The sequence below is a fragment of the Paraburkholderia aspalathi genome (genome assembly GCF_900116445.1).
In the GTDB taxonomy this organism is placed as follows: Bacteria; Pseudomonadota; Gammaproteobacteria; order Burkholderiales; family Burkholderiaceae; genus Paraburkholderia; species Paraburkholderia aspalathi.
Genome location: NZ_FPBH01000024.1, coordinates 83,040 through 103,419, shown reverse-complemented (window position 1 = coordinate 103,419; position 20,380 = coordinate 83,040). Strand labels below are relative to the sequence as shown.

Annotated in this window: 19 protein-coding genes and 3 pseudogenes; 10 read left to right on the top strand and 12 right to left on the bottom strand. The window is 60.4% G+C overall.

Features of this window, described 5'->3' with window-relative positions; genetic code table 11:
- Positions 1-17: 17 nt before the first annotated feature.
- Both BM438_RS30520 and BM438_RS30515 read right to left on the bottom strand, forming a co-directional pair.
- Positions 18-2,033, bottom strand: a complete 2,016-nt coding sequence (locus BM438_RS30520; RefSeq protein WP_093642387.1) for a bifunctional DedA family/phosphatase PAP2 family protein — start codon at positions 2,031-2,033, stop codon at positions 18-20.
- A gap of 339 nt (positions 2,034-2,372) precedes the next feature.
- Positions 2,373-3,845 carry a sensor domain-containing diguanylate cyclase gene (locus tag BM438_RS30515; RefSeq protein WP_244179498.1) on the bottom strand — a complete coding sequence of 491 codons (1,473 nt, stop codon included), beginning with the start codon at positions 3,843-3,845 and terminating at the stop codon, positions 2,373-2,375.
- Positions 3,846-4,203: 358 nt separating this feature from the next.
- On the opposite strand from BM438_RS30515, the gene BM438_RS30510 reads away from it, so the two are divergent.
- Entirely contained in the window at positions 4,204-5,451 is a 1,248-nt protein-coding gene (locus tag BM438_RS30510; protein WP_093642381.1) for a cation:proton antiporter, read from the top strand.
- Between the two features lie 752 nt (positions 5,452-6,203).
- Here BM438_RS30510 and BM438_RS30505 read toward each other — a convergent pair.
- From BM438_RS30505 to BM438_RS30475, 7 genes and pseudogenes are all read right to left on the bottom strand, one after another.
- On the bottom strand, positions 6,204-6,644 hold the full coding sequence (locus BM438_RS30505) for an SET domain-containing protein (RefSeq protein ID WP_093642378.1): 441 nt from the start codon (positions 6,642-6,644) through the stop codon (positions 6,204-6,206).
- A gap of 189 nt (positions 6,645-6,833) precedes the next feature.
- The gene (locus tag BM438_RS30500; protein ID WP_093642375.1) at positions 6,834-7,040 is read right to left on the bottom strand and encodes a hypothetical protein; all 207 of its coding nucleotides are present in this window, start codon (positions 7,038-7,040) and stop codon (positions 6,834-6,836) included.
- Positions 7,041-7,251: 211 nt separating this feature from the next.
- Positions 7,252-7,521, bottom strand: a pseudogene (locus BM438_RS30495) (HU family DNA-binding protein); the annotation flags it as partial.
- A gap of 450 nt (positions 7,522-7,971) precedes the next feature.
- Complete coding sequence (locus BM438_RS30490; RefSeq protein WP_093642372.1) at positions 7,972-11,226, bottom strand: LPD7 domain-containing protein; 3,255 nt, start codon at positions 11,224-11,226, stop codon at positions 7,972-7,974.
- 4 nt (positions 11,227-11,230) lie between these two features.
- Positions 11,231-11,458 carry a hypothetical protein gene (locus tag BM438_RS30485; protein ID WP_093642369.1) on the bottom strand — a complete coding sequence of 76 codons (228 nt, stop codon included), beginning with the start codon at positions 11,456-11,458 and terminating at the stop codon, positions 11,231-11,233.
- A gap of 11 nt (positions 11,459-11,469) precedes the next feature.
- Positions 11,470-11,835 (bottom strand): plasmid mobilization protein, encoded by a 366-nt coding sequence (locus tag BM438_RS30480; protein WP_093642367.1) that lies wholly within the window; start codon positions 11,833-11,835, stop codon positions 11,470-11,472.
- On the bottom strand, positions 11,835-12,092 hold the full coding sequence (locus tag BM438_RS30475) for a hypothetical protein (RefSeq protein WP_093642364.1): 258 nt from the start codon (positions 12,090-12,092) through the stop codon (positions 11,835-11,837). The genes BM438_RS30480 and BM438_RS30475 overlap by 1 nt, the downstream gene beginning before the upstream one ends.
- A gap of 333 nt (positions 12,093-12,425) precedes the next feature.
- On the opposite strand from BM438_RS30475, the gene BM438_RS30470 reads away from it, so the two are divergent.
- Positions 12,426-12,941: a hypothetical protein gene (locus BM438_RS30470; protein WP_143131784.1), complete on the top strand. Its 516-nt coding sequence runs from the start codon at positions 12,426-12,428 to the stop codon at positions 12,939-12,941.
- A gap of 243 nt (positions 12,942-13,184) precedes the next feature.
- Here BM438_RS30470 and BM438_RS30465 read toward each other — a convergent pair whose 3' ends face one another.
- Entirely contained in the window at positions 13,185-13,604 is a 420-nt protein-coding gene (locus tag BM438_RS30465; protein WP_167378491.1) for a hypothetical protein, read from the bottom strand.
- A 250-nt stretch (positions 13,605-13,854) separates the two neighbouring features.
- On the opposite strand from BM438_RS30465, the gene BM438_RS30460 reads away from it, so the two are divergent.
- The 5 genes from BM438_RS30460 (at position 13,855) to BM438_RS30440 (ending at position 16,716) form a co-directional block, all read left to right on the top strand.
- Positions 13,855-14,112 carry a type II toxin-antitoxin system ParD family antitoxin gene (locus BM438_RS30460; RefSeq protein ID WP_093642358.1) on the top strand — a complete coding sequence of 86 codons (258 nt, stop codon included), beginning with the start codon at positions 13,855-13,857 and terminating at the stop codon, positions 14,110-14,112.
- The gene (locus tag BM438_RS30455) at positions 14,109-14,411 is read left to right on the top strand and encodes a type II toxin-antitoxin system RelE/ParE family toxin (protein ID WP_093642355.1); all 303 of its coding nucleotides are present in this window, start codon (positions 14,109-14,111) and stop codon (positions 14,409-14,411) included. The genes BM438_RS30460 and BM438_RS30455 overlap by 4 nt, the downstream gene beginning before the upstream one ends.
- 615 nt (positions 14,412-15,026) lie before the next feature.
- A complete protein-coding gene (locus BM438_RS30450; protein WP_093642352.1) occupies positions 15,027-15,854 on the top strand; it encodes a DUF932 domain-containing protein in 828 nt (275 codons plus the stop codon).
- A 63-nt stretch (positions 15,855-15,917) separates the two neighbouring features.
- A complete protein-coding gene (locus BM438_RS30445; RefSeq protein ID WP_093642349.1) occupies positions 15,918-16,325 on the top strand; it encodes a hypothetical protein in 408 nt (135 codons plus the stop codon).
- Positions 16,326-16,425: 100 nt separating this feature from the next.
- Positions 16,426-16,716, top strand: coding sequence for a TrfB-related DNA-binding protein (locus tag BM438_RS30440; RefSeq protein WP_167378490.1), 291 nt, complete (start codon positions 16,426-16,428; stop codon positions 16,714-16,716).
- Between the two features lie 85 nt (positions 16,717-16,801).
- Here BM438_RS30440 and BM438_RS30435 read toward each other — a convergent pair.
- Positions 16,802-17,364 (bottom strand): annotated as a pseudogene (locus tag BM438_RS30435) (recombinase family protein).
- 119 nt (positions 17,365-17,483) lie between these two features.
- Between BM438_RS30435 and BM438_RS30425 the strand changes: the two are divergent.
- Positions 17,484-17,852, top strand: a complete 369-nt coding sequence (locus BM438_RS30425; protein WP_093642337.1) for a plasmid pRiA4b ORF-3 family protein — start codon at positions 17,484-17,486, stop codon at positions 17,850-17,852.
- An 83-nt stretch (positions 17,853-17,935) separates the two neighbouring features.
- On the opposite strand, the gene BM438_RS45675 is transcribed toward BM438_RS30425, so the two are convergent.
- On the bottom strand, positions 17,936-18,088 hold the full coding sequence (locus BM438_RS45675; RefSeq protein ID WP_166799427.1) for a hypothetical protein: 153 nt from the start codon (positions 18,086-18,088) through the stop codon (positions 17,936-17,938).
- Between the two features lie 37 nt (positions 18,089-18,125).
- Here BM438_RS45675 and BM438_RS30420 point away from each other — a divergent pair.
- Together BM438_RS30420 and BM438_RS30415 are read left to right on the top strand one after the other, a co-directional pair.
- Positions 18,126-19,560, top strand: a pseudogene (locus BM438_RS30420) (ISKra4 family transposase).
- Positions 19,561-19,779: 219 nt separating this feature from the next.
- Positions 19,780-20,235 carry a hypothetical protein gene (locus tag BM438_RS30415; protein WP_244179492.1) on the top strand — a complete coding sequence of 152 codons (456 nt, stop codon included), beginning with the start codon at positions 19,780-19,782 and terminating at the stop codon, positions 20,233-20,235.
- Positions 20,236-20,380 lie beyond the last annotated feature (145 nt).

The following is a 20,380-nucleotide window of genomic DNA, read 5'->3' as shown; positions in this document are numbered from 1 at the left end:
TGCGTCCAAACTGACGTTCAGTTCCCTCGTGAAGTCAGGAGAAACACGGGAGTTCCACGACAGTCCAGTCTTGCCAGTACCTCAGCCCCATGGCTTTCCGGCCACTCGTCTCCAACATCCAACTGGGGTGGCGCCGTATTCTCGGCGCGCAAGATATTAATTGGCCACGACTGGCGATCCAGGCGTTCGTGTTGGAACGAGCCCACCCAGATGGGCACGGGTGCGGCGCCGCTGTCATTTCGCAAAGCATAGCCACTTTGCCAGAAGCGCAGGACATCACGTTCATCGCGCGCGTTGCCAGGACGAATGAAGACGAGTGGTGACGGTACCCCATCGTTCAGTTTCGGCAGTACCGGAAGTGCTACGGCCGCTGCCTCAGGTGAGAGGACGGAAAGCAGGCTACGTGCAGAAACGGCGTTACCTTCGATCCAGGTTCTGCTTCGAAGCCCGGTCCGAATATCGTCTGCATTTGCAGACCACTGAAAGGTCATGGGCTCTCTCCGATCCCCTGACATGTCTGCGCGATAACACGGCAACTTTTTCGATAGCGAATTGATCCATTGTGACTCAGTCGTCAGCATGAGCGTTTGGATCGGCTTGCCGTCCAACCTCGGTACTAGACGGGCTAAGTCGAGCTGCACCGCAACGCTGACACACACAACGCCGAGCATGAGGGCCGGCATGAGCTTGCGCGATGGTGGCACTCTGGGGTGCCGCCACACGGCTGTCAGTGCTACGACAGAAACCCACACTACCGCAAGCGCAGCCCCACCGATTGCATCAGAAAACCAGAACTGACCGAAGTAAAGCCCCGCGAACGCAATGAAGAGGACAACAACAGCACTCACTGTTGCAACGAAAACTCCGGCCAGTGAACCGACCCGGCGCGTCAGCAAAAACGCGAGAAAACCATAAATGATCACCGCAGCGGCGACATGAGTACTTGGGAACACATGTACGTCGGAGTGGAGCGAGCCCGGTGGGGTTCGCCGTATCGCGTGATGAATGGCAAATATCAATAGCTGGGAAAATGCAACGGCACCAAGCCAGTACGTCAAGGTCTGCCAGCGGCGCTCCCATATCATCCAAAGTGCCACGGTTGCAGCGAGCGCCGCCAGCGTGGCAATGCTACCCAGCGTTGCTAAAGCCGACAGCGCGCTATCGCCCCAAGACGTGCGCATCGCTTGAAGAAAATGGTAGACCGACACGTCAATCCCCACCTTCGGATTGCCATGAATGGCCTGGTCGAGAACGCCGAAGAAAACCCAGGTGGAGACAAGAACCACAACCGATGTCGCCACCATAAAGCCGGCGACCGAATGCTCGGGGTCCAACGCTCGCAGGACGAAGCGGCCCGGTTGTGCTGTGTGAACACTGGCCCAATTCAGCAGGTCGCGGCGCATTGCAGCGCCCCAGGCGTTGATGTGCGCCAGAAAGAAGCGAGCACCACGAAAGCTCAGCCATACTATTGAGACCGCGAGCGCGATTGTCGCAACAAGACGGAAGGATACTGCACTCGCCAGTTGAACCGACGCGCCGAACACCATGCCCAAAAGGATGTAAGCGGGTGCCCAGAGCAACGCCGACAGGACGTTCATCCCATAAAAACGCGCTGGAGTCATCCCCACCATTCCCGCAATTACCGGGACAATCGCGCGCACCGGCCCGATGAACCTTGCTAACACCACACTCTTGGCGCCATGGCTGGCAAAAAACCTGTGTCCTGCGTCGAGCAACTGCGGGTGAGTCCGGAAAGGTGACAGGCGGGAGATTCCGCTCCTGTAACGGCGACCAAGCCAGTAGCTAATGCCATCACCCGCTATCGCGCCAGTAATTGTGCATGCGAGCACCCAACCAAGACCCAAGGCCCCAGTTCCCACAAGCGCACCAGCCACGAAAATCGCCGTGCTACCAGGGATGAAGGTACCTACAACGGCGATGGCTTCGAGGAACGCGGCGAGGAAGATTACCGTGAGCGTCCACACCGGATGCCCAGCAAGCAGATGCAACATGTGGAAATACGCGTGCTCCATCTACATCTCCCGCATTCATGCACGATCTGATGCCATTGCCTTCAGGATAGCGCCGGACTCAGTCAAGCTTCCAGGTACATCTTTGATGTGAGGATTGTGGTGGTTGAGTTCTCCGGAAACACCGCAATCTCGCCGCAGGGATTCAGTCCAGATTGCTGGCTCCGGTGTGGCAACGCCGGCTGAACGTCAACAGCTCTCGCCGGTGCATACCTCAGGTCGATCAGTAACATTCGAATCGCATGTGTTCCGCGACGGTTGCTGCCAGCGAACCTCTCAATCTTGAGGGTCCCCTACAGTGATAACTGAATCGGGCGCTCGCAGGTGACGACCGTAGCAAGCTCACGCAGGGGAGAACGGCCAAACCCTATTCCGGCCGGCGGCCTTGGCATTGTATAGCGCTTCATCAGCAGCCCTGATCACTGCGGCGACATCGCCGTCCTGTTCCGGGGCCCAGCTGGCCATGCCGATGCTGGCGGTCACGTGGCCGTATTCGCTGCCTGCATGTTCAATGGCCAGTTCGCTGATAGCCGTGCGGATCTGTTCGGCAATCCGCGCGGCGCCTGCGGGCGGGGTGTCCGGTAGCACCACGACAAACTCCTCCCCACCGTAGCGCGCCGCACTGTCCGTGGAACGCCGGATGTTATCCCCGATGCAGCGTGCCACCGCGGCGAGCGCATCGTCGCCCGCAAGGTGTCCGTAGGTGTCGTTGTAGGCCTTGAACCGGTCGATATCGACGAATAGCAGCGAAAACATGCTGCGCGTGCGTCGGGCCCGGCGCCACTCCTGATCGAGAATCTCTCCCAGCGTGCGGCGGTTGTGAAGGCCGGTCAGGCCGTCGGTTCTCGCGAGCAGTTGCAGTTCCGATTCGGCGCGCATCCGGCGCCGCAACTGTGCGCCCAGCATGAACGACAACGCGACGAAGGCCAGACTGAACGCGAGCATGAGCGAGCCGATCGTCATCGCGCGCCGTCGCCAGGCCGCATAGATATCCTGCTGGGCCTCGGCCACCATGATCATCAGCGGGAGATCGGGAAAGTTCCGGAAGAAGTACAGTCGGCGCACCCCGTCAATCGAGGCGGTGTCAGTGAAACTGCCTTCCGGTGTCGACCTGAAATGCCGGAACGTGCTGGCCTTGCTGATATCGCGGCCAATCGTGCGCAGGTCGTATGGCTGGCGCATGAACATGATGCCGTTCCGGCCGATCAGGGACACGGCGCCGTGTGGTCCGAGTGACAGTGCGGCGAAGAGCTGGCGGAAATACTCGAGGTTGATCGCGATCAGTACGATCCCTGCGAATGATCCGTCCGGATGCGAAAGGCGCCGGCTCAGCGCGACGCTGGGCGAGCCACCCCGTAACCGTGATCTGAAAGGATCGCTGATGTATAGGCCCGCATTCGGATTGTCCCGCTGGATGGTGAAATACCTGCGATCCGAGAAGTTCCCGTGGCGTGGCACGTCGCCGACGGAATCAACAACGATGTTTCCCGATGCGTTCAGCACCAGCATCGACCCGAGATACTTCGCGGTCGAGGCCCGATCGAACAGCATCTGGCGGCGCAGATTCGGTGGCAGGGACAACACGGCAGGATCATCCATGCCGTCGACGACGGCTTGCAGGGACAGCGCGTAGAGTTCGAAATTCCGCTCAATGTCACGCTCGGCGATCAACGCCAGATTGCGGGACGTCTCACGAGCGCGGTCCATTGCGTCAAGACGTCCCTCGTACAGGACTGTCACACACAACCCGACCATGACAAGCGCGACGAAAATACCCCAATGATCATCATCTGTGGCGCTAACTGGCCGCGCCACAGAGCGTCGGCGAAGAACGAAAGTGCCCTGTACTTTTTCCTGACTGTCCCCACTCTTCCCCCAATACCTTTTGGGAAACACCCCCTATCCTTGCGCAACGCCGGCCGGGGCCGGAAGTCGTGTATGGATCCTCAGACGCCAGGGGAGCTTTCAAGATTCGTTCCCGCATAGCGCTCAAGATTCTCCCGGTCCGCCAATGCAGTATCGGCAACTAATCTGCTTGTCTTGAATTACGCCGTGCAAACGGAACTCTCGTGTGGCGATTGCACAGTAGGGGATTACGAGCACTCGGTAGAATGGATAGTGCCGACCTCAACCAGGACGGTCGCAGCGAACACCCTAACCGGCGCCATCCGTTATGACCTTGTTTCAAACCGTGACAATCCTGATCGTCCTGACTGCGCTGGGCGGCTATCTGAACCACCGTCTTCTCCATCTGCCACCGACAATCGGCCTGATGGCAATCGCGCTTGTGTCCTCCCTCACCCTGGTCGCCTTGGGCGAGACCGGCGTCGTCGAAGTTCACAAGTATGCTCGCTTCGTCCCCAGCATCGATTTCGGCGATCTGGTATTTCACGGCTTTCTTGCTTTTCTGCTGTTCGCGGGAGCGCTACACGTGGACCTGGCCGATCTGTACAAGGTCAAATGGACCGTCACGATCCTTTCCACGCTCGGCACCATCATATCGACGTTCGTGATAGGAGCCTTGTTCTGGTGCGCGGCACATTCGTTTGGCTATGATCTGCGCTTTATTTATGCTTTGCTGTTCGGAGCGCTGATCTCGCCGACCGACCCCATTGCGGTTCTTGGCATTATCAAGAAAGCGGGAGCGCCGAAGGATCAGGAAACCCGTATTACAGGAGAAAGCCTGTTCAACGACGGTGTCGGTGCTGTAATCTTTCTGACCATCCTGGATATTGCTACTGGCCGGAGTGAACCGAGTATTGCGAGTGTGTTGTGGTTTTTTGTCCAGGAAGCGCTTGGCGGTATCGCACTCGGCTGGTTTCTCGGCTGGGTTGTGTTTCAGCTGTTTCGCAAGATTGACGATTATCAGGTTGAGGTTCTGCTTTCCATTGCGCTTTGCATGGGATCATATGCGCTTGCCGACGCGATTCGTATGTCAGGACCAATTGCCGTGGTCGTCGCCGGACTGTTCCTGGGCAATAGCGGACGGAAGCCAGCGTTGTCCGTACCGACGCAGGACTATCTGGGGACGTTCTGGCAACTTATCGACGAGATTCTGAACAGCTTACTGTTCCTGCTGATCGGCCTTGAAATTCTCGCGATCAAGGAAACGGGAACCTATCTCATCCTTGGGCTGGTCGGTATTGCCTGCGTATTGATCGGGCGTGGCATCAGTGTCCTGATCCCGATCAGGATCATGAGCTTCGTTGTGTCATTTCCGAGGGGCACCATTACACTGCTGACATGGGGTGGCCTGAGGGGCGCTCTTTCAATCGCGCTGGCCTTTCTGCTGCCTCAAGGCCACCAGCGCGAATTGATCCTGACGACCACATATATCGTTGTGATCTTTTCGATCCTGGTTCAGGGGCTGACCTTCGGTCCACTACTGAGAAAAATTGTTCCATTAACGGAGGATAACTAACAGTCTGTGATTATCACTGCCGATGTAGACACGCCACAAATGCCCCTCCGTCCGCTATCCGGGGCCATGCGCACCCGTTGAAAACTGGCTGGCTAGAGTCCTATACGATTTGGCATGGGTCACCCCAAACGAGAGGGTTACGATCGCAAAATGAGGCCGTTCACGGTGCTCTAGCGTCAGCACTTCACTTGGAGAGGTTGACGGAGTCATTGCCGCCAGCAAGGCCCGGCGATACAGGTTCCTCATGTTCAATCGCCTTACCATGCCCGTTCGTCATCCCGTCGCGCCACGGGCAAGTCATTGCGAAAACCATTTACACGCCCGTGCAGCGGTTTTCCCGCTAGCCGAACCGAGCCGCCGGTTCAGATCCGATAGCGCCCGACAGACGGACTTGCGCGCGGGCGTCCCCGCCAATGCCAGTTCAAGCTGGTCCAGCAGTTCTGGGAGATTCACTTCCCCTGATCTCTTTCGTACAAACTCCCGCTTCTGCATAAGTCTGCTCCCCTATAGCTGTCGACATACACGCTGGCATGGACATCACCAGCCATCATCAAGCTCCAGCGATATCTGTTTCTTCGTGACTGTGCCAGTGGCGGCGTCGGATGCATGGTTCTTTGGCAACGTTGGCTTCAGCACATAGCGATGGAAAATCACGTCCACACCAATCCGGACAAATCCCTCATTCTCCCGCCGGGGACTCACGGCGCTTTTCGGGATCGTGAGGCTGCCAAATGACTCTCCCACCCCTCTGTTCACGCCGCTTCGGCCAGCATCGAGTGACGACAGTCCGCCGCGGCGCACCGGCACGCGTACTGCGCCCGGACGTCTTCATCCAGCGGATCCTCTGTGGCAAGCAGATATTCAATGAACAGTTCTTCGTCCGGCTCGATCGGCCGCAGCGTGTGGATGAAAATCCGTCCCTCATCCTCGATGGTCTCGCAGTTCGGCTCACAGGCGTGATTGAGCCAGCGCGCGCTATTGCCGCCACGGCTGCCATCGATCACCCGCCCATCCGACAGCCCGAAAAGAAACGTGTGGCCTTCGATGCCTTCACGCTGGTGACGGCGTACCGCATTTCGCCACGAGGTGATTTCACCCTTGTACTCAAGCACGCGCTCGCCCGCCGCGAGCGCGTGCATGGCGAACACGCCTTTGCCGTGAACTGGAGACCGCCGGACAATCACGCGCCGCATACTTTTTCCTTTCCCGATGTCAGCGCAGTATACGAGCGGCAAAAAAATTTCCGCATCCAGTGCGATGGAATGAGCACGCACCCGTCACGTTCGGGCGACGGCGGCCGTCATATCGAAGCTGGAGAGTCGATATATCTGATCCGCAGGCGTCGCGGAATGACCGGCGATCGCGCGCGAAGCGATCCAGCTTCAGAAAAGCTGATTACCCAGTTCACGCAGGCTGACCCACTTCACCGTGCTCACAAAGGTCCTGCCGGTGGTATCGAGCGATTCGATCATCGCGCGTTGCCCGCGGGCTTCCGCAATGACGCGCACGATGCGCGTCCGGTAGCGCAGTAACGCACCGATCGTTGGGCACGCGATTTCGCGCCCGGGCCGCGACTGTTTCTTTTCCATACGGCTATCTATCCAGACATGCAGCGAATTGCAGGGGCCGCAGTACGTCGCGGCATCTCGCACTGATGCTACCAGGCCAACTGGCCGGGGTCCAGGCGTTGCCCGATCACGCGGTACCGTTGCTGCCGCCATCACCTAGCGCGGTTACCCTGCCGGCCGCCGCGCCATCGGCGGAAATCCGGCCGATGGCCTGCGTCCGGTCCCAGACGCCGTTCACCGCGTCCTTGAACGCCTTGCCCGCCGTGAACTTGACGGTCTTCGCGGCCGGAATCTGGATTTCGGCGCCGGTCGACGGATTGCGACCGACCCGCGCGGCGCGTGCGCCCGTCGAAAACGAACCGAACCCGACCAGTTGTACCGTGCCGCCCTTCGTCACTTCGCCGGTGATCGCCGCGATCACCGCATCGATCGCCTCGCCGGTTGCCGCCTTGCTGTCACCCGTCTTCGCGGCGACCGCGTCTACCAGTTCCTGCTTGTTCATTGCTTTTTCCTCCTTGTGGTTGTGAATCACGCCACCCTACCCGATCCGCGCGCCTTTGCCCAATTGGCCCGCAGCCGGACTGATGCGCGATCACAGGCACGGCACGCAGCTCCCAGGCGTGAGTGGTGCATGACGCGCCGTTAAACCGGGCCTGTGCATCGGGTCGCATCCTGGTGCTGCGATCAGCTGCGATCACCCGCGTCCGCGGCATAGGCTTGATGCACCCGCGGGCACAACCCGCTCCCGGTCCGCGCCTGTGGTATCTGCGCCTGGCATGCTGTCCGGCCACCGGGCCGCCTCGCGGCGTCACGCCGGGAGGCCATCAGAGCGTCATCCGCTCCTCAAGGGGTCCGTGTCCGCAAATGAAGGGGTAGATAGCTCGGACTAAGCGCCCCTCCGTTTGCGAATTCGACCAATCGACGGGGACCGCTCGAGAATCAGTTTGATGATTCATCGGCCAGTATCTGGTCCATTGCCGGGTGCGTCGGGATCAGCAGGCGATGCCGCATCCTGGTCTGGATTGGACGGACCTTCCGGAGTGGGTGGCAACGGATGGCGCACGGCATCGCGCAACTCTTCGCGCTCCCATGTCTCGCGCTCACGCTGCGCCGCCCGACGCTCCAGCGCCTTGGCATCGAGTTCTGCTACACGGACCTGTCGGATACTCTCCAGTTCCGGCTGCTCAAACACGATGCGCATGCGTGTGTCGGCCGCCACACGCGCCGCGGCCGCCTGGAAGTCATCAGGTCCGGACAGTGACAGCGTGCTGCCGAACTTCTGCTGCGCGAAGCGCAGCGCAATCTCGACCGCCTCGCGCTCGCTATCCCACAGCCGTAGCGTGCGACCCTCGTCGACGAGGAACACCACGCCGTCCTTCCGGTAGTCGACCTCACCACTGGCCCGCACCTCGTACGTGATCGACGGGCCGGCGTAGATGATCTCGTTGCGATCGTGCGCTGCCGGTCGCTCCACAGCACGGGAAGGCGTACTGAAAATGACCGCGCGTTCGTCGTCTGCACGTTTCGTCCGCAGGCGGATCTGCTGCATCCGGCGCAACTCACGCAGCGACCTTTCGTCGCCTTTCTGAGCGCGCTCCTGCAGGAAGTCACGATACTGCTCGGTCAACGGCCGGCTTGCGGCACCCTTCAGCGCATCCCGCTCTTTCGCGATCTGCACACGCAGCGCGGCCTCTGCCTCAAGGCGTGCAACACGTGCTGCGGACAGCTGCTCGCGGCGCTGCACGCCTGACAGGTCCATGCGCGGGCGTTCAATGAGCGCGCTGCGGGCACTGTAGAACTCAGATTTGACCGCCTTTCGCCGCTCACTCTCATGATCGGCCTGCGCATTCCACGCGCGATGTAGCTCGTTCCGGAATGCCGATCGCCATTGCTGGAACTCGCCCCATAGGTCCCGTTCAGGCGTATGCCTCGGTGCATGCTCCGGATCACGTCCTGTCTGCGCACGATAGGTCTCGCGCAGCAGCTGCGCCGCCTCCTCCCATGACAGGTTCATCTCTTTGGTGAGGAAGTCAGAGACATTCAGATTGCGCGAGCCGGCCTGGACTCTGTCACCGCCGTCCGCGCCTTTACCGATCGAATACTTTTCGACGAACAGTCCGTGCGTATGCGCGAGCACGGCCAGCAACCGGCCTGCGTCGAGCGTCGCACGAATCTCGGTGAACTCATCCCGCTCCCGGGCACGTAGCGCCGTGCGAGCCTCGGACAGGTCACGCGCAAACTGGTCGCGAACGGTATCGGCGGCCCGGCCCGTCGACGCGCGCGCACCGGCATTGAAATCGACCGCCGCCGCGTCCGTCGGCAACGGCGTATCAGTTGGCCGGATCTCTGCTTGAGCCTCGAAAGGCAGCGATTCGATCGCATCGAACGATTGCACATCCGCAAGGCTGCGGATTTCCTCACCCGGTCCAAACCCTGCAGGCAGGCGGCGGCCGCTCAGACCAAAAGGCTCGCGTGAGCCGACCGGTCCTCCGGCCCGCATGAACTTCCCGGCCGCGGTGCGCGTGAGACGCGTCCGCCCTGCCTCGTCCGCCTGGTCCCACGCGACAAACATGCGATCGACGATCGCTTTCCATTCAGGCTCGCCGGCGGACCTGTCAACGACATCGGGCCCGCCCGGCCATTGCCAGTGATCCCCGATCTCGCCGTCACTGCGGCCCACATCGACGTCGCCGTCGGCACCTTCGCGCGATCGCCGCCGGGGGAGCGATGTTTCTAGCTGTTCTCTTCCCGCTCGCTCGCGATCGCCAGACCATCGCAATGCGTCAATTCGTTCGGCTTGCTCGTTTCCCAGCTCCAGTAATGCATCAGGCGGCAGAAGCACTTGACGTCGCGCGGCGTCGCCATCCACACCGCGGCCGGGCATGCCATGCACACGGTGGGCGGATTGGGACGGCGCGCCGGATCGATCGAAGCGAGCGTCAAGGTCGTGATCCGCTCCGGTTCGCCATCGCTCGGTGATTTCGCGGTGCGCGCGTTCGAGCTCGTTCCACCATTGCTGCGACTGCCCTGCCCTTTCCGGCTCCCGCCCGGCGCCGCGCTCTCGCGCCCGCCCTCCCGCTCCGGCGGCTCCAGTTCGCTGCCAATCTCGCCAGTATCCGGATCGATCGTGGCGCTGTTCCGTTCGCTCTCGTGTGCGCTCATTGAGCCCTCCTGTTGCATCGTAGAACCGCTGTTCGCGGTGATCGAGAATGCGCCGCTGCTCCGCCGGCGACGCGGCCTGATACGTCCTGTAAAAACTGCTACCGCTGTTCAGATACTTGATCTCTCGCGCGCGCGTGTCGTGCCACGTCTCCAGCGAATCGAGATAGATCCGCGGCGTATCGCGCGATACGCCTGGCGCGACGTACTGCGCATGCACATTCGATTCGAGCGCCTCACGCTTGGCCGTAGCATCCAGCTCGATGAACTCGCGCGAGAACACGAACTCCTTCAGGTTCACACCCTTCGCGGCACCGGCAGGTTTGACGTTCTCGTACTCCGACTCCCTGCCGGTATTGCGTGTGCGTGTCGCGCCGTACTCAGTGATCAAGGCCCTGAAGTCGTCATACCGGGTCACATCACGTGTCATCACTGCCTCAAGAATCGAGGCCTTCAGCTCGCGATTGGCGCCCTCGAAGACATCGCCCTTGTACCGGCTGATCATTTCGGACGCGTCCGTGAACTGTACACGCCGGTTGTCCTTTGGGCTCGCGAGTCCGTACTTCGCGTTGATGTGCTCCTGAAAGGCCTCCAGATACCGCTCGTTATGGTCAACCTTCCCGAACGGATCAAGCCGTCGGCCCGTTACGAGATTCATTTCCGGGATCACGACATGCACGTGAACTTTGCGCTCGACAGCCTCGCCCGTCTTGCGGTCCGCATAGCTCTTGATACGCGGCACATGCGCTTCGGCGTAGAAGTTGTATTCGTCCCGACGGTACGCGGCAAACGCAAACGCCTCGAACTCGCGCACGATCTCACCCAGCAGCTCGCGGTCGACCTCGTCTTCCTTGAACGACAGCGTGACATGCAGGTAGCGTTCAGCGTCTGTGTCGATCGACTGGATGATGTCGTTCGTCAGATCGAGATCCCCGGCGAGGATCACGCGCTCGTCCATCTCGTCGCGCTCCATCTCGCGACCCTGCTTCTGGCCTTTTTCCAGATACGCCTTGATCCCGTCGTGATAGCCGCGCACGCGTATGAGCATCGTCCTACCCCTGCGTCCCGCGCCCGGCGAGCCAGCGCCCCGCCCTTTCGATGTGGAAAAGCAGCGTGCTGTGCGCGATCGACGGCAGCAGATGGCCAGCCGCAAAGACCGACGCCCGGGCACTGTCGCAGTCTGTCTGCGTCAGCGTGTGCGCACCGTCGTGGTCGCCATCGAAGTGCAGCTTCGTCTCAAGTTCGATCACCGCCATGATGGCTGCCTGTTTCGGATCCATTCCCATCGCTATCAGTCGACCTTGTTCAGGGTTGCCTTGAGGTACTGCCCGATCAGTTGCATTTGCGTGAGCAGTTGCTCGTAAGTCGCCTCCGAAAGCTTCCCGCGAACGTGCTCTGAATTCGCACGGTGCGCGATCTGATTCAGGTTGTTGCTGGTCTTGTTGAAGATGTACAGCAACCGCTTGCGATCCCCGCTCGCCACCGGCCGCGCGATCACCTGCGTACGGTTGGTCAGCACTGCATGCCGGAAAAACTCCGACTGCGTCATCCCGCTTTGCGCCACCTTGGCAAGGTACGCCTCGCGATCCGCATCCGACAGACGGAACGCGATCGGTTTGCCCAGCCCTGCCCCGCCATTGCTTTTTTGCTTTGGCATCACCAGAGCCCCGTCGAGCGACCACCGTCGATCTCAGCGCGGACCATTGCGAACGGCCTGCCGTCGTCATCGATCGGATGCGCGCGAAACTCGTATTCCGGCCACCGCAACTCGCACTCGCGCAGCGCGCGCATCGCCTGGTCACCCGTCATTGGCCGCGTATAGCCTGCCCACGGCAAATAACGCGGCTCGCTGCCGCGCTCATCGGCACGCGGCCCCACTACAAGCTGGATCACCCATTCGCTGCGCGGAATCATGACTGCACCTCCGTATTCATTACGCATACCAGGCAGTGCTGAATGTCGGCGGCGGAGCTACCGACCGGGCTGACGCGGCAGTAGATCGCGTCGGGGTTTCAAAGGGGCTCGCCCCTTTGGCACGAAATATTTTACGGAACGCGTAGCGTTGCGTAAACATATTCGACGTGCCTCCCCGCGCTCTCGCCACACATTATTTCCTACGCATATTCTACGGCGCTACTACACCAGTACATCACGCATTGCATGGGAGTACTACCCGATACAACCTTGCCCCTACATGCTGTCGTCATTCATACTACGCCCATACTACATTTATTCACCATTTCCCCAATGGATCACGAACAGCTTGCTTCCGCGCTGCGCCGCCTTGCCAGCACAAGCCCGAAACGCAGCAAGGCTTCGCATCTCAAGACCCTCCTTCCGGACATCGAGGCGGCGCTCGCCGCTCGCGTTCCCGCCGCTGATATCCTGAATACCTTGCGCGAACAGGGACTCGATATCTCCCTTCGGACGTTTCACGGAACCCTGTACAGGCTTCGAAAGATCGCCTCTCCGCCCGGTTCGGGAAGCAAATCGGGCGCTGCGGCCGCCCGCCCCGGCGCCCCGCCCCCCGTCACAGCCTCCCTGGCGACAGCCCCTCTCGAAGCGCACAAGCCTGCGCCTCCCACGACCAATGCACCGGCCCAGACTCGCATCAAAACCTTCGAACAATTGCAATCCGAAAATCCCCACCTTTCAAGCATGCAGTTGAACCGCCTCTACGCCGAACAGTACGGCGAACCTCGCGTGAGCAATGCAGATATTGACGCGCTCAAGAAAAAATATCCTCAGCACACGAAACCCTGAACCGCATCGCCCCGCCGCGCTGCGACGGGTCGGGTCTCTCCCCATGACCCTCGATACGGGCGCGCGGCATAATCGTCGTGCAGCTGCCTGGTCCCAAAAGGCACGCGGCAGGAGCCTCGGAAAGTCGATCTGCGTACCGGCTTCTTTTTTCCTGTGCAGTACTCGTAATGCAAAAAACCGCCCGGACTTTCGCCCGGACGGCGGCATGTGACATGCCTGCACTTACGCAAAGTGCATCACGGCTCAGGCGGCTTCGGCTTCCTCCGCATCGCCGTCGTTGCACTCATCCTGCTTGCTGTCGGCGTCGCTTTCCCCGTCATCCTCCCAATGGCCGTACGTGACGTGTTTCGGCAACTCACGGTTGCGCAGCACTTCCGGCAACCAGCCCGAGTCCGTCATGCGAAGCTCGGCGGCAGCAGCGGCATCTCCCTTTCTCATCCCGCGCAGTTCGCCTGCGGCCTGCGGCGAAACTGTCTCGCCTACAACGGTCACAATACGATCTTTCGGGACGTGCTCGAAATACCCTGCACGCGTTGGCTTCCAGTAGTGCGTGAGGTTCAGTTCCAGCGTGTTCGCCACTTCGTTGACCGGGTGCGCCCGGTCAACGGGACTGATGCTGTCTCCCGTCGCGGCCACGCAGAATGCAAACAGGTTCGACATCACGTCCACGTCCTGTTGCAGCAGCGCAGGGTAGCCGGTATCGACAGTGACGCCGAGCGCACGCCCAAGCTGTGACGCGCGCCACAGGCCTGGGTGTATTGCCTTGTATTGCCTCAACGTTTTTCAGGTGAGCCGACATAGCGTGGAAAAACCTGTATGTTTATACAGTATATGCCAGCCTACCCGTCGAGGATATTTGATAATAGTTGATAAGTGGCTTAGTATCGGACTAGGACATTTTGAGGGCACAGCCATGATTAGCGCAGACCTTGGGCAGCAACTTGAGGGGTACATCACCAAGCTGGTCGAGACGGGCCGCTATGGCTCGAAAAGCGAAGTCTTGCGCGAAGGCGTGAGGCTCATTCAGGACCGTGAGACGCAGCTTGTCGCGCTGGATACCGTGATCGAGCGCGGCATTGCCGATTCCGATGCAGGCCGGGGCAAGCCCGCCGAGGAAGTGTTCGACCGTCTCGAAGCGAAGTATCTGGCGATGGCGAACGGCAAGCCATGATCGTTCGGATTTTGCCCGCCGCTGAGGCCGAACTCGAAGCCATCGGCGATTACATCGCCCAAGACAATCCCCGCCGCGCCGTGAGCTTCGTGCGTGAGCTGCGCGACAAGTGTTTGAGTCTGGCAGATATGGCACCCGCGTTTCCGCTTGTGCCTCGCTACGAGGATCGCGGCGTGCGGCACCGGGTTCACGGCAACTATCAGATTTTCTATCGCGTCGTCGGCCTGCCCGCCGAGCGGATCGACATTATTCATGTTCTGCACGGTGCGCGGGACTTTGCCGCGATTCTCTTTCCGTAGCCAGAAAAACAAAGGCCCGAAGCGCGGCAACGCTTCGGGCCTCTACCGTCAAACAATGCAGGAGTAAGACGGGTCCAACGAGAAGCCGATTATACCGGCTCGACGGCATCAAGGCCACACCTAACCCTACTCCGCGCCGTGCCGGTGCTGCGCGCCCCTTGCGGGGCTTGCTGGTCGTTCCGCGTGATCGTGGCAGCTCGTCGGGGTCGGTCAGTCGCTATCGACCTTGAATCTGCCACACGCCCCGGCTTTCCCGGTCAAGGGGCTTTCGCGGCATATCCTCGCCCGCTGCGCGGACTGCGGTATTCCACGACCCCTTGACCGCGCCGGTTCGTGCAGCAGACCGGGCTTACCGCGACCGACCGACCCCGACGAGCAGAACCACCAGGCGCCCTCGGGCGCTCTACTCCCAACGCTCACCACTCGGAGCAGCAACCTTGATGCCGGTGGCCGAGTAAATATTTTTGTGCTTTCTATTTACTGCTATTGACTTTTAAGGGACCATCGCCGATAATACATACATCGAGGCGCTAAACAATACGGCGCACCGATAGCCGGGAAACAAGCGGCGGCAACCGCTCCCGGCTTTACCTCAACTACGCAGGAGTACGAAACATGCAACTCGCTTCCAAGTTTGGCCGCACCGCCCCGGTTCTCCGTTCGCCGGTTCCCCTCGCGGATGACCAAATCCAAGCCGTGGCCCCGTCGATCTTTGCCGCACAGGCACACGACAGCCGCTCGGCGCGTTACACCTACATTCCGACTATCGACGTTTTGAACGGCCTGCGCCGCGAAGGCTTCCAGCCCTTCATGGTCGCGCAAACCCGCGTGCGCGACGAAGGCAAGCGCGAGCACACGAAGCACCTGATCCGGCTACGCCACGCCAACCAGATCACCGGCAAGGTGGCGAACGAAATCATTCTTTTGAACAGCCACGATGGAACATCGAGCTTTCAGATGCTTGCGGGCGTGCTCCGGTTCGTGTGCTGCAACGGCATGGTGTGCGGTACGAACGTCGGCGAGGTTCGCGTGCCGCATAAAGGCGATGTAGTCGGCGAAGTGATCGACGGCGCATTCCGTCTGCTGAACAACTTCGAGGTAGCCGACGAGCAACGCGAGGGTATGCAATCCCTCACGCTTTCCGAAGGCGCACAAACCGCGTTTGCCCGTGCCGCGCTTGAATTGAAGTGGGACACGGAGGACGCACCGGCACCCGTCACCGAACGCCAGATTTTGCGCCCGCGCCGCATGGAGGACGGCGGCTCAGACCTCTGGACGACCTTTAACCGCGTGCAGGAAAACATGACCAAGGGCGGGCTTCGTGGCCGCGCCGCGAACGGTCGCGCGACGACGACGCGCGAGGTAAGCGGCATTGACCAGAACGTGAAACTCAATCGCGCGTTGTGGGTTCTGGCCGACGAAATGCGCAAGATCATCGGCTAACGGAAGGCTACCGGGTGAGGCAACCCGCCCGGTAGATCTATCGGACAGACGGAGCAAACGAACATGGAAAAGGTTTTCTATATTCCCGGCTCGCCGACCGCGATTGATTACGCGCTCGAACTTGGGAACGGCCTGGTAGTGACGAACTTGACGCGCGAGACGCTGGAACAGCTTGCCGAGCGTTACCCCGGCGTTGTGCTGGGTGACGAAGATACATTCATCCAGCAGCAGGAGCGCGCGCTAGGCTCGACGCCCGAGGAAATCACGGAGGCCGAATATTACGCGGCGCTCGCGATGCCTAACCCGCTTGTGTGGCAGTTGGGCGACGATATCGAATCGTTCAAGGGCAGCGAATATATCGCGGGCAATGTGACGACGGTGTACGCGCGCAAGGGGCATCGTTTCTGGCGGTTCCGTGGGGTTGCCACCCTCCCCCACGCCTTCATTGTGCAGAAGATCAAGCACCATTGAGGAACCAGCGCGCGCCGTGCCGTTGATCGGTATTGACCGCAGGCGGATAATTCAAACTTTCACACTCCACCAAATGCGAACGATCATGGCAGCAGACAAGATGACGGCGAAGGACTTCAAGGCGGTTATGCCGCGTCTAAAGCGAATGACGGTCGGAAGCGTCGACATCGCGCGGCGCGTGCTGGTTGACGGTATCTCACAGGTGGACGCCGCGAACGAAAGCGGGTTGACCAAGCAGCGGGTTGGCGCGCTCGTTAAGGCTGTGTTGGCGGCGGCACGGGAAATCCCGGCAGATTGGGAACAGGTGGAGGTGTGGCTACCGCCCGAGCTGGCCGCGCAGGTTCGCCAGATGGCGACGGAGGCAAAGGCGCGCATCGATGCCGGAACGTGAGGGAAAGGATATGTCGGGCCGTGATGACCTGCTAGGAGAGCGCGCCATTCTTGGGGCGGGCGTCGCCGACCGACCTTTTCGACTGTCAGGCGGCGTTGCCTTTCCTGCGGGCGCGCAGTAGCGTGGAAATGCTCACCCCCGATTGCTCGGCGGCCTGCAGGTAGGTCACTCCCTGCCTGATCAGAGACAAACCCTTGTTCACCAGGCGCGGTGTCGCGTTGGGCCGGCCGAGGCGCTTGCCCCTAGCGCGCGCATGGGCCAGGCCAGAGCGGACACGCTCCCGAATAAGCTCCCTTTCGAATTCCGCGACCGCCGAGAGCAAATGCGCCTGCATCCGGCCCACTGGTGTGCTCATGTCGATCTGACCAGGTACCACGAAAGCCACTCCAAGCGCTTCCAGTTCCGCCATTGTCAGGATCAGGTCCTGCACGCTGCGTCCCCAACGGTCCAGGGCCTGGACCAGGATCACATCGACGGCGCGGGTGCGCGCCAGTTGCATGACCGCTTCTGTGACGCGCCGCTGACGGTTTCCTGCATCTCCCGCACGATCTTCCAGCAGCGGGCTTTCGCGTAATTGCGCAATTCCCGTCGCTGCCGGTCGGTGGATTGGTCCGGGGTGGACACGCGGGTATAGACCGCTGCACGCATGGTCAAAAACCCCTCCGATTCTCGTGCCCAGGCCCCAGTCCTGGCGAGCCTTGCAGAGCATCGTTTTTTATCGTCAAAATCAGGTGATTCTGACGGTCGTTTACTAAGCTTAGGTGACTATGCCAAACGCAACCAGCGCCACGGTTTACCGGCTCCACGTATGGATTCGCCAGATCAGTCCGATGATCTGGCGCCGATTACTCGTACGCAGTGACAGCACGATCGCCGACTTGCATTACGCGCTGCAGATCGCCTTCGGCTGGAACGACGCGCATTTGAATCTGTTTCACATCCATGGCCAGGACTATGGCGTGTACCACGACGGCGGCACGAGCTTCTCGACTGATCCGGACCAGGTTCGACTGTGCGATTTTAAATTCCGTATCAACGAGCGCTTCCGCTACGAGTACGACTTCGGCGACGGCTGGCAACACGAAGTGCGCGTTGAAGCGAGCCTGGCGCAGGACGAAAAATGCACCTATCCGTGAAGCGACGGGCGCCACCGGAAGGCTGCGGTGGCACTTTGGCCTTCATGGCACGACGGGACGCGGTCCCATCGCACGTTGAAGATTTACTCGAGGACATCCAGGCCGACCTGGATGCGAACGACATCGAGGCCGTCCGGAATCGACGCGAGGATATCGAAGCGTTGCGCGAATGGCTGACGCTGGATGAGTTCGACCGGCGCGGGGTCAACCGCCGGCTCAAGCAGTACGCGACCCACGATGAGTCCTGGATGTGGCAATTGCCAGGAGCCGGCGATGAAAGTGAGAATACAGGTAGTCGTTGAAGCCGAAAACGGCGAACCGGAGAAGGTCGAGGAAATCGCGCGGCTGGAGCGCGGTACGCTGCGTCCGGAGGACCTTGGTCTGACACTCGCGGAGGCGAAAGTGTTGCTACACGGCATGCAGCAGGCCGTGGTCACTGAGCAGATCGCGGAATACCTCGAGCAATTCAAGACCTGTCCGGACTGCGGTGCGCATCGGACCCGGAAAGGGCACCATCCCCTCGTTTATCGGACCCTGTTCGGGAAATTCAACCTCGTCAGCCCTCGTCTTTACGACTGCCCCTGCCAAAGCCACGGCCGCCATAGTTCAAGCCCTCTGGTAGAGCTGCTGGGCACGCATTGCGCGCCGGAACTACTGTATCTGGAGACCAGGCTCGCTTCGCTGATGTCCTATGGGCTGAGCGTTGAGTTGCTGACGGAAGTCCTGCCGATTGCCGAAGAGATCAGCCCCACGTCCGTGCGGCGCCACCTGCAACGCGTTGCCGAACGGATCGAAGGTGAGTTGGGCGAGGAGCAGGTCCAGTTCATTGAAGGTTGTCCCGGCGATTGGGCGAAACAACCGCCACCGGGGCCACCTTTGACGGTCGGCCTGGACGGCGGCTATGTGCATGCCTCGGACCAGAAGTCGAAAACCGAAGGTTGGTTCGAGGTCATCGCCGGCAAGGGTGTCCAGACCGAGGGCGGCGCCAAGGTGTTTGCATTCGTCAACAAGTACGACACCAAGCCCAAGCGCCGGCTTTACGAGGTACTGAAATCGCAGGGTCTTCAAATGAATCAGCAAGTCGTGTTTCTGTCGGATGGCGGCGACACCGTGCGTGATCTGCAGCACTATCTCAGCCCGGAATCCGAGCATCTGCTCGACTGGTTCCACATCACCATGCGCTTGACCGTCATGAGGCAGATGATCAAAGGGATGACGGCGGAACTGAAGGCCGGTGATAAATGTTCGGAAACTGCAACAGGGCTGGTCGATCTGGAGAAACATCTGGAAAGCGTCAAATGGAATCTCTGGCATGGCAATGTTCCGCACGCCCTGCAACGGATTGATGACCTGGACGACGATCTGGAGATGCTGGAAGAGAACCCGCCAAACAGGAAGAAACTGGAGAAGGCAGCACGGGAATTCCGCACCTATATCGGGGCCAACCAGGCGTTCATTCCGAACTACGGGGACCGCTACCGGCATGATGAGACGATTTCCACGACGTTTGTCGAGTCGACCGTGAACTATGTGGTCAGCAAGCGCTTTGTGAAAAAGCAGCAGATGCGTTGGACCCAGCGCGGCGCGCATTTGCTGCTGCAAACCCGTGTGCAGGTCCTGAACGACGATCTGCGGAAAACCTTCGTCCGCTCGCTGGTTTCCCGGAATGAGACCGGAAGAACCTGCGGCGCTAAAGGAGGCGGCATAGAAGTTTCAGCCCCCGGAATGACGCGCTCTCCTAATGCCGTGCAAGGCAGCTTGTGCACATTTACGTTACGCGTAACGAAATACTGCATTTATCGTTATGAATAACGTAAAATAGATGTGGTCAACCGCACCAGGATGGATCATGCCTTCACCGGCAAACGACAAGGTAACCGGCACCACGGAAAAGCGTGGCCGTGGCCGGCCACGGAAACCGGATGCGATGTCGAACGCCGAGCGTCAGGCAGCGTGGCGAGCCCGACATGGCGCGCGCGCAAAATCCGTTACGGTAACGAAAAATACCCCTCCGCCTGCCGACGCCCATGACGCCCTGGTGCGGGAGTGCGAGCAGCTGCGTGGGGAACTGGTACAGGCGCGGCGCGAGCTTGAGACTGTGTCACGGGCGAAGCCGTCTGCCCAAGCTCCTTCTGACGTGGCGACAGTCCTCGGACGGCTTCCGCGTCAGGAAGCCGCCGATTCTGGCGAGCGGCGTCTGAACCTGACGATGACTGGCACCCAGTTTTTCGCGCTGGAGCGGCTGGTCGCGCACTTCGGCCTGTCCCGGCGCGCGGTGATCGAGCGCCTGATCGACTGGGCCGACGACACGTTTTCGAGGTCACTTTACGACGACGAAGCCGCATTTAACCGTTACGTCGACCGTGACCGTAACGAAAAATAATCCACCCACTGACAGGATCGGCACGAGCCAGTTCAAGAACCTGCAGGACCGGTTCCGCCAGTGGTGTTCCTTCTGGCGACGTCCCTGAACGCATGATGTAACCGGTTTTGACAACACACAGGCACCTTAAATGGCGGCACCCCAC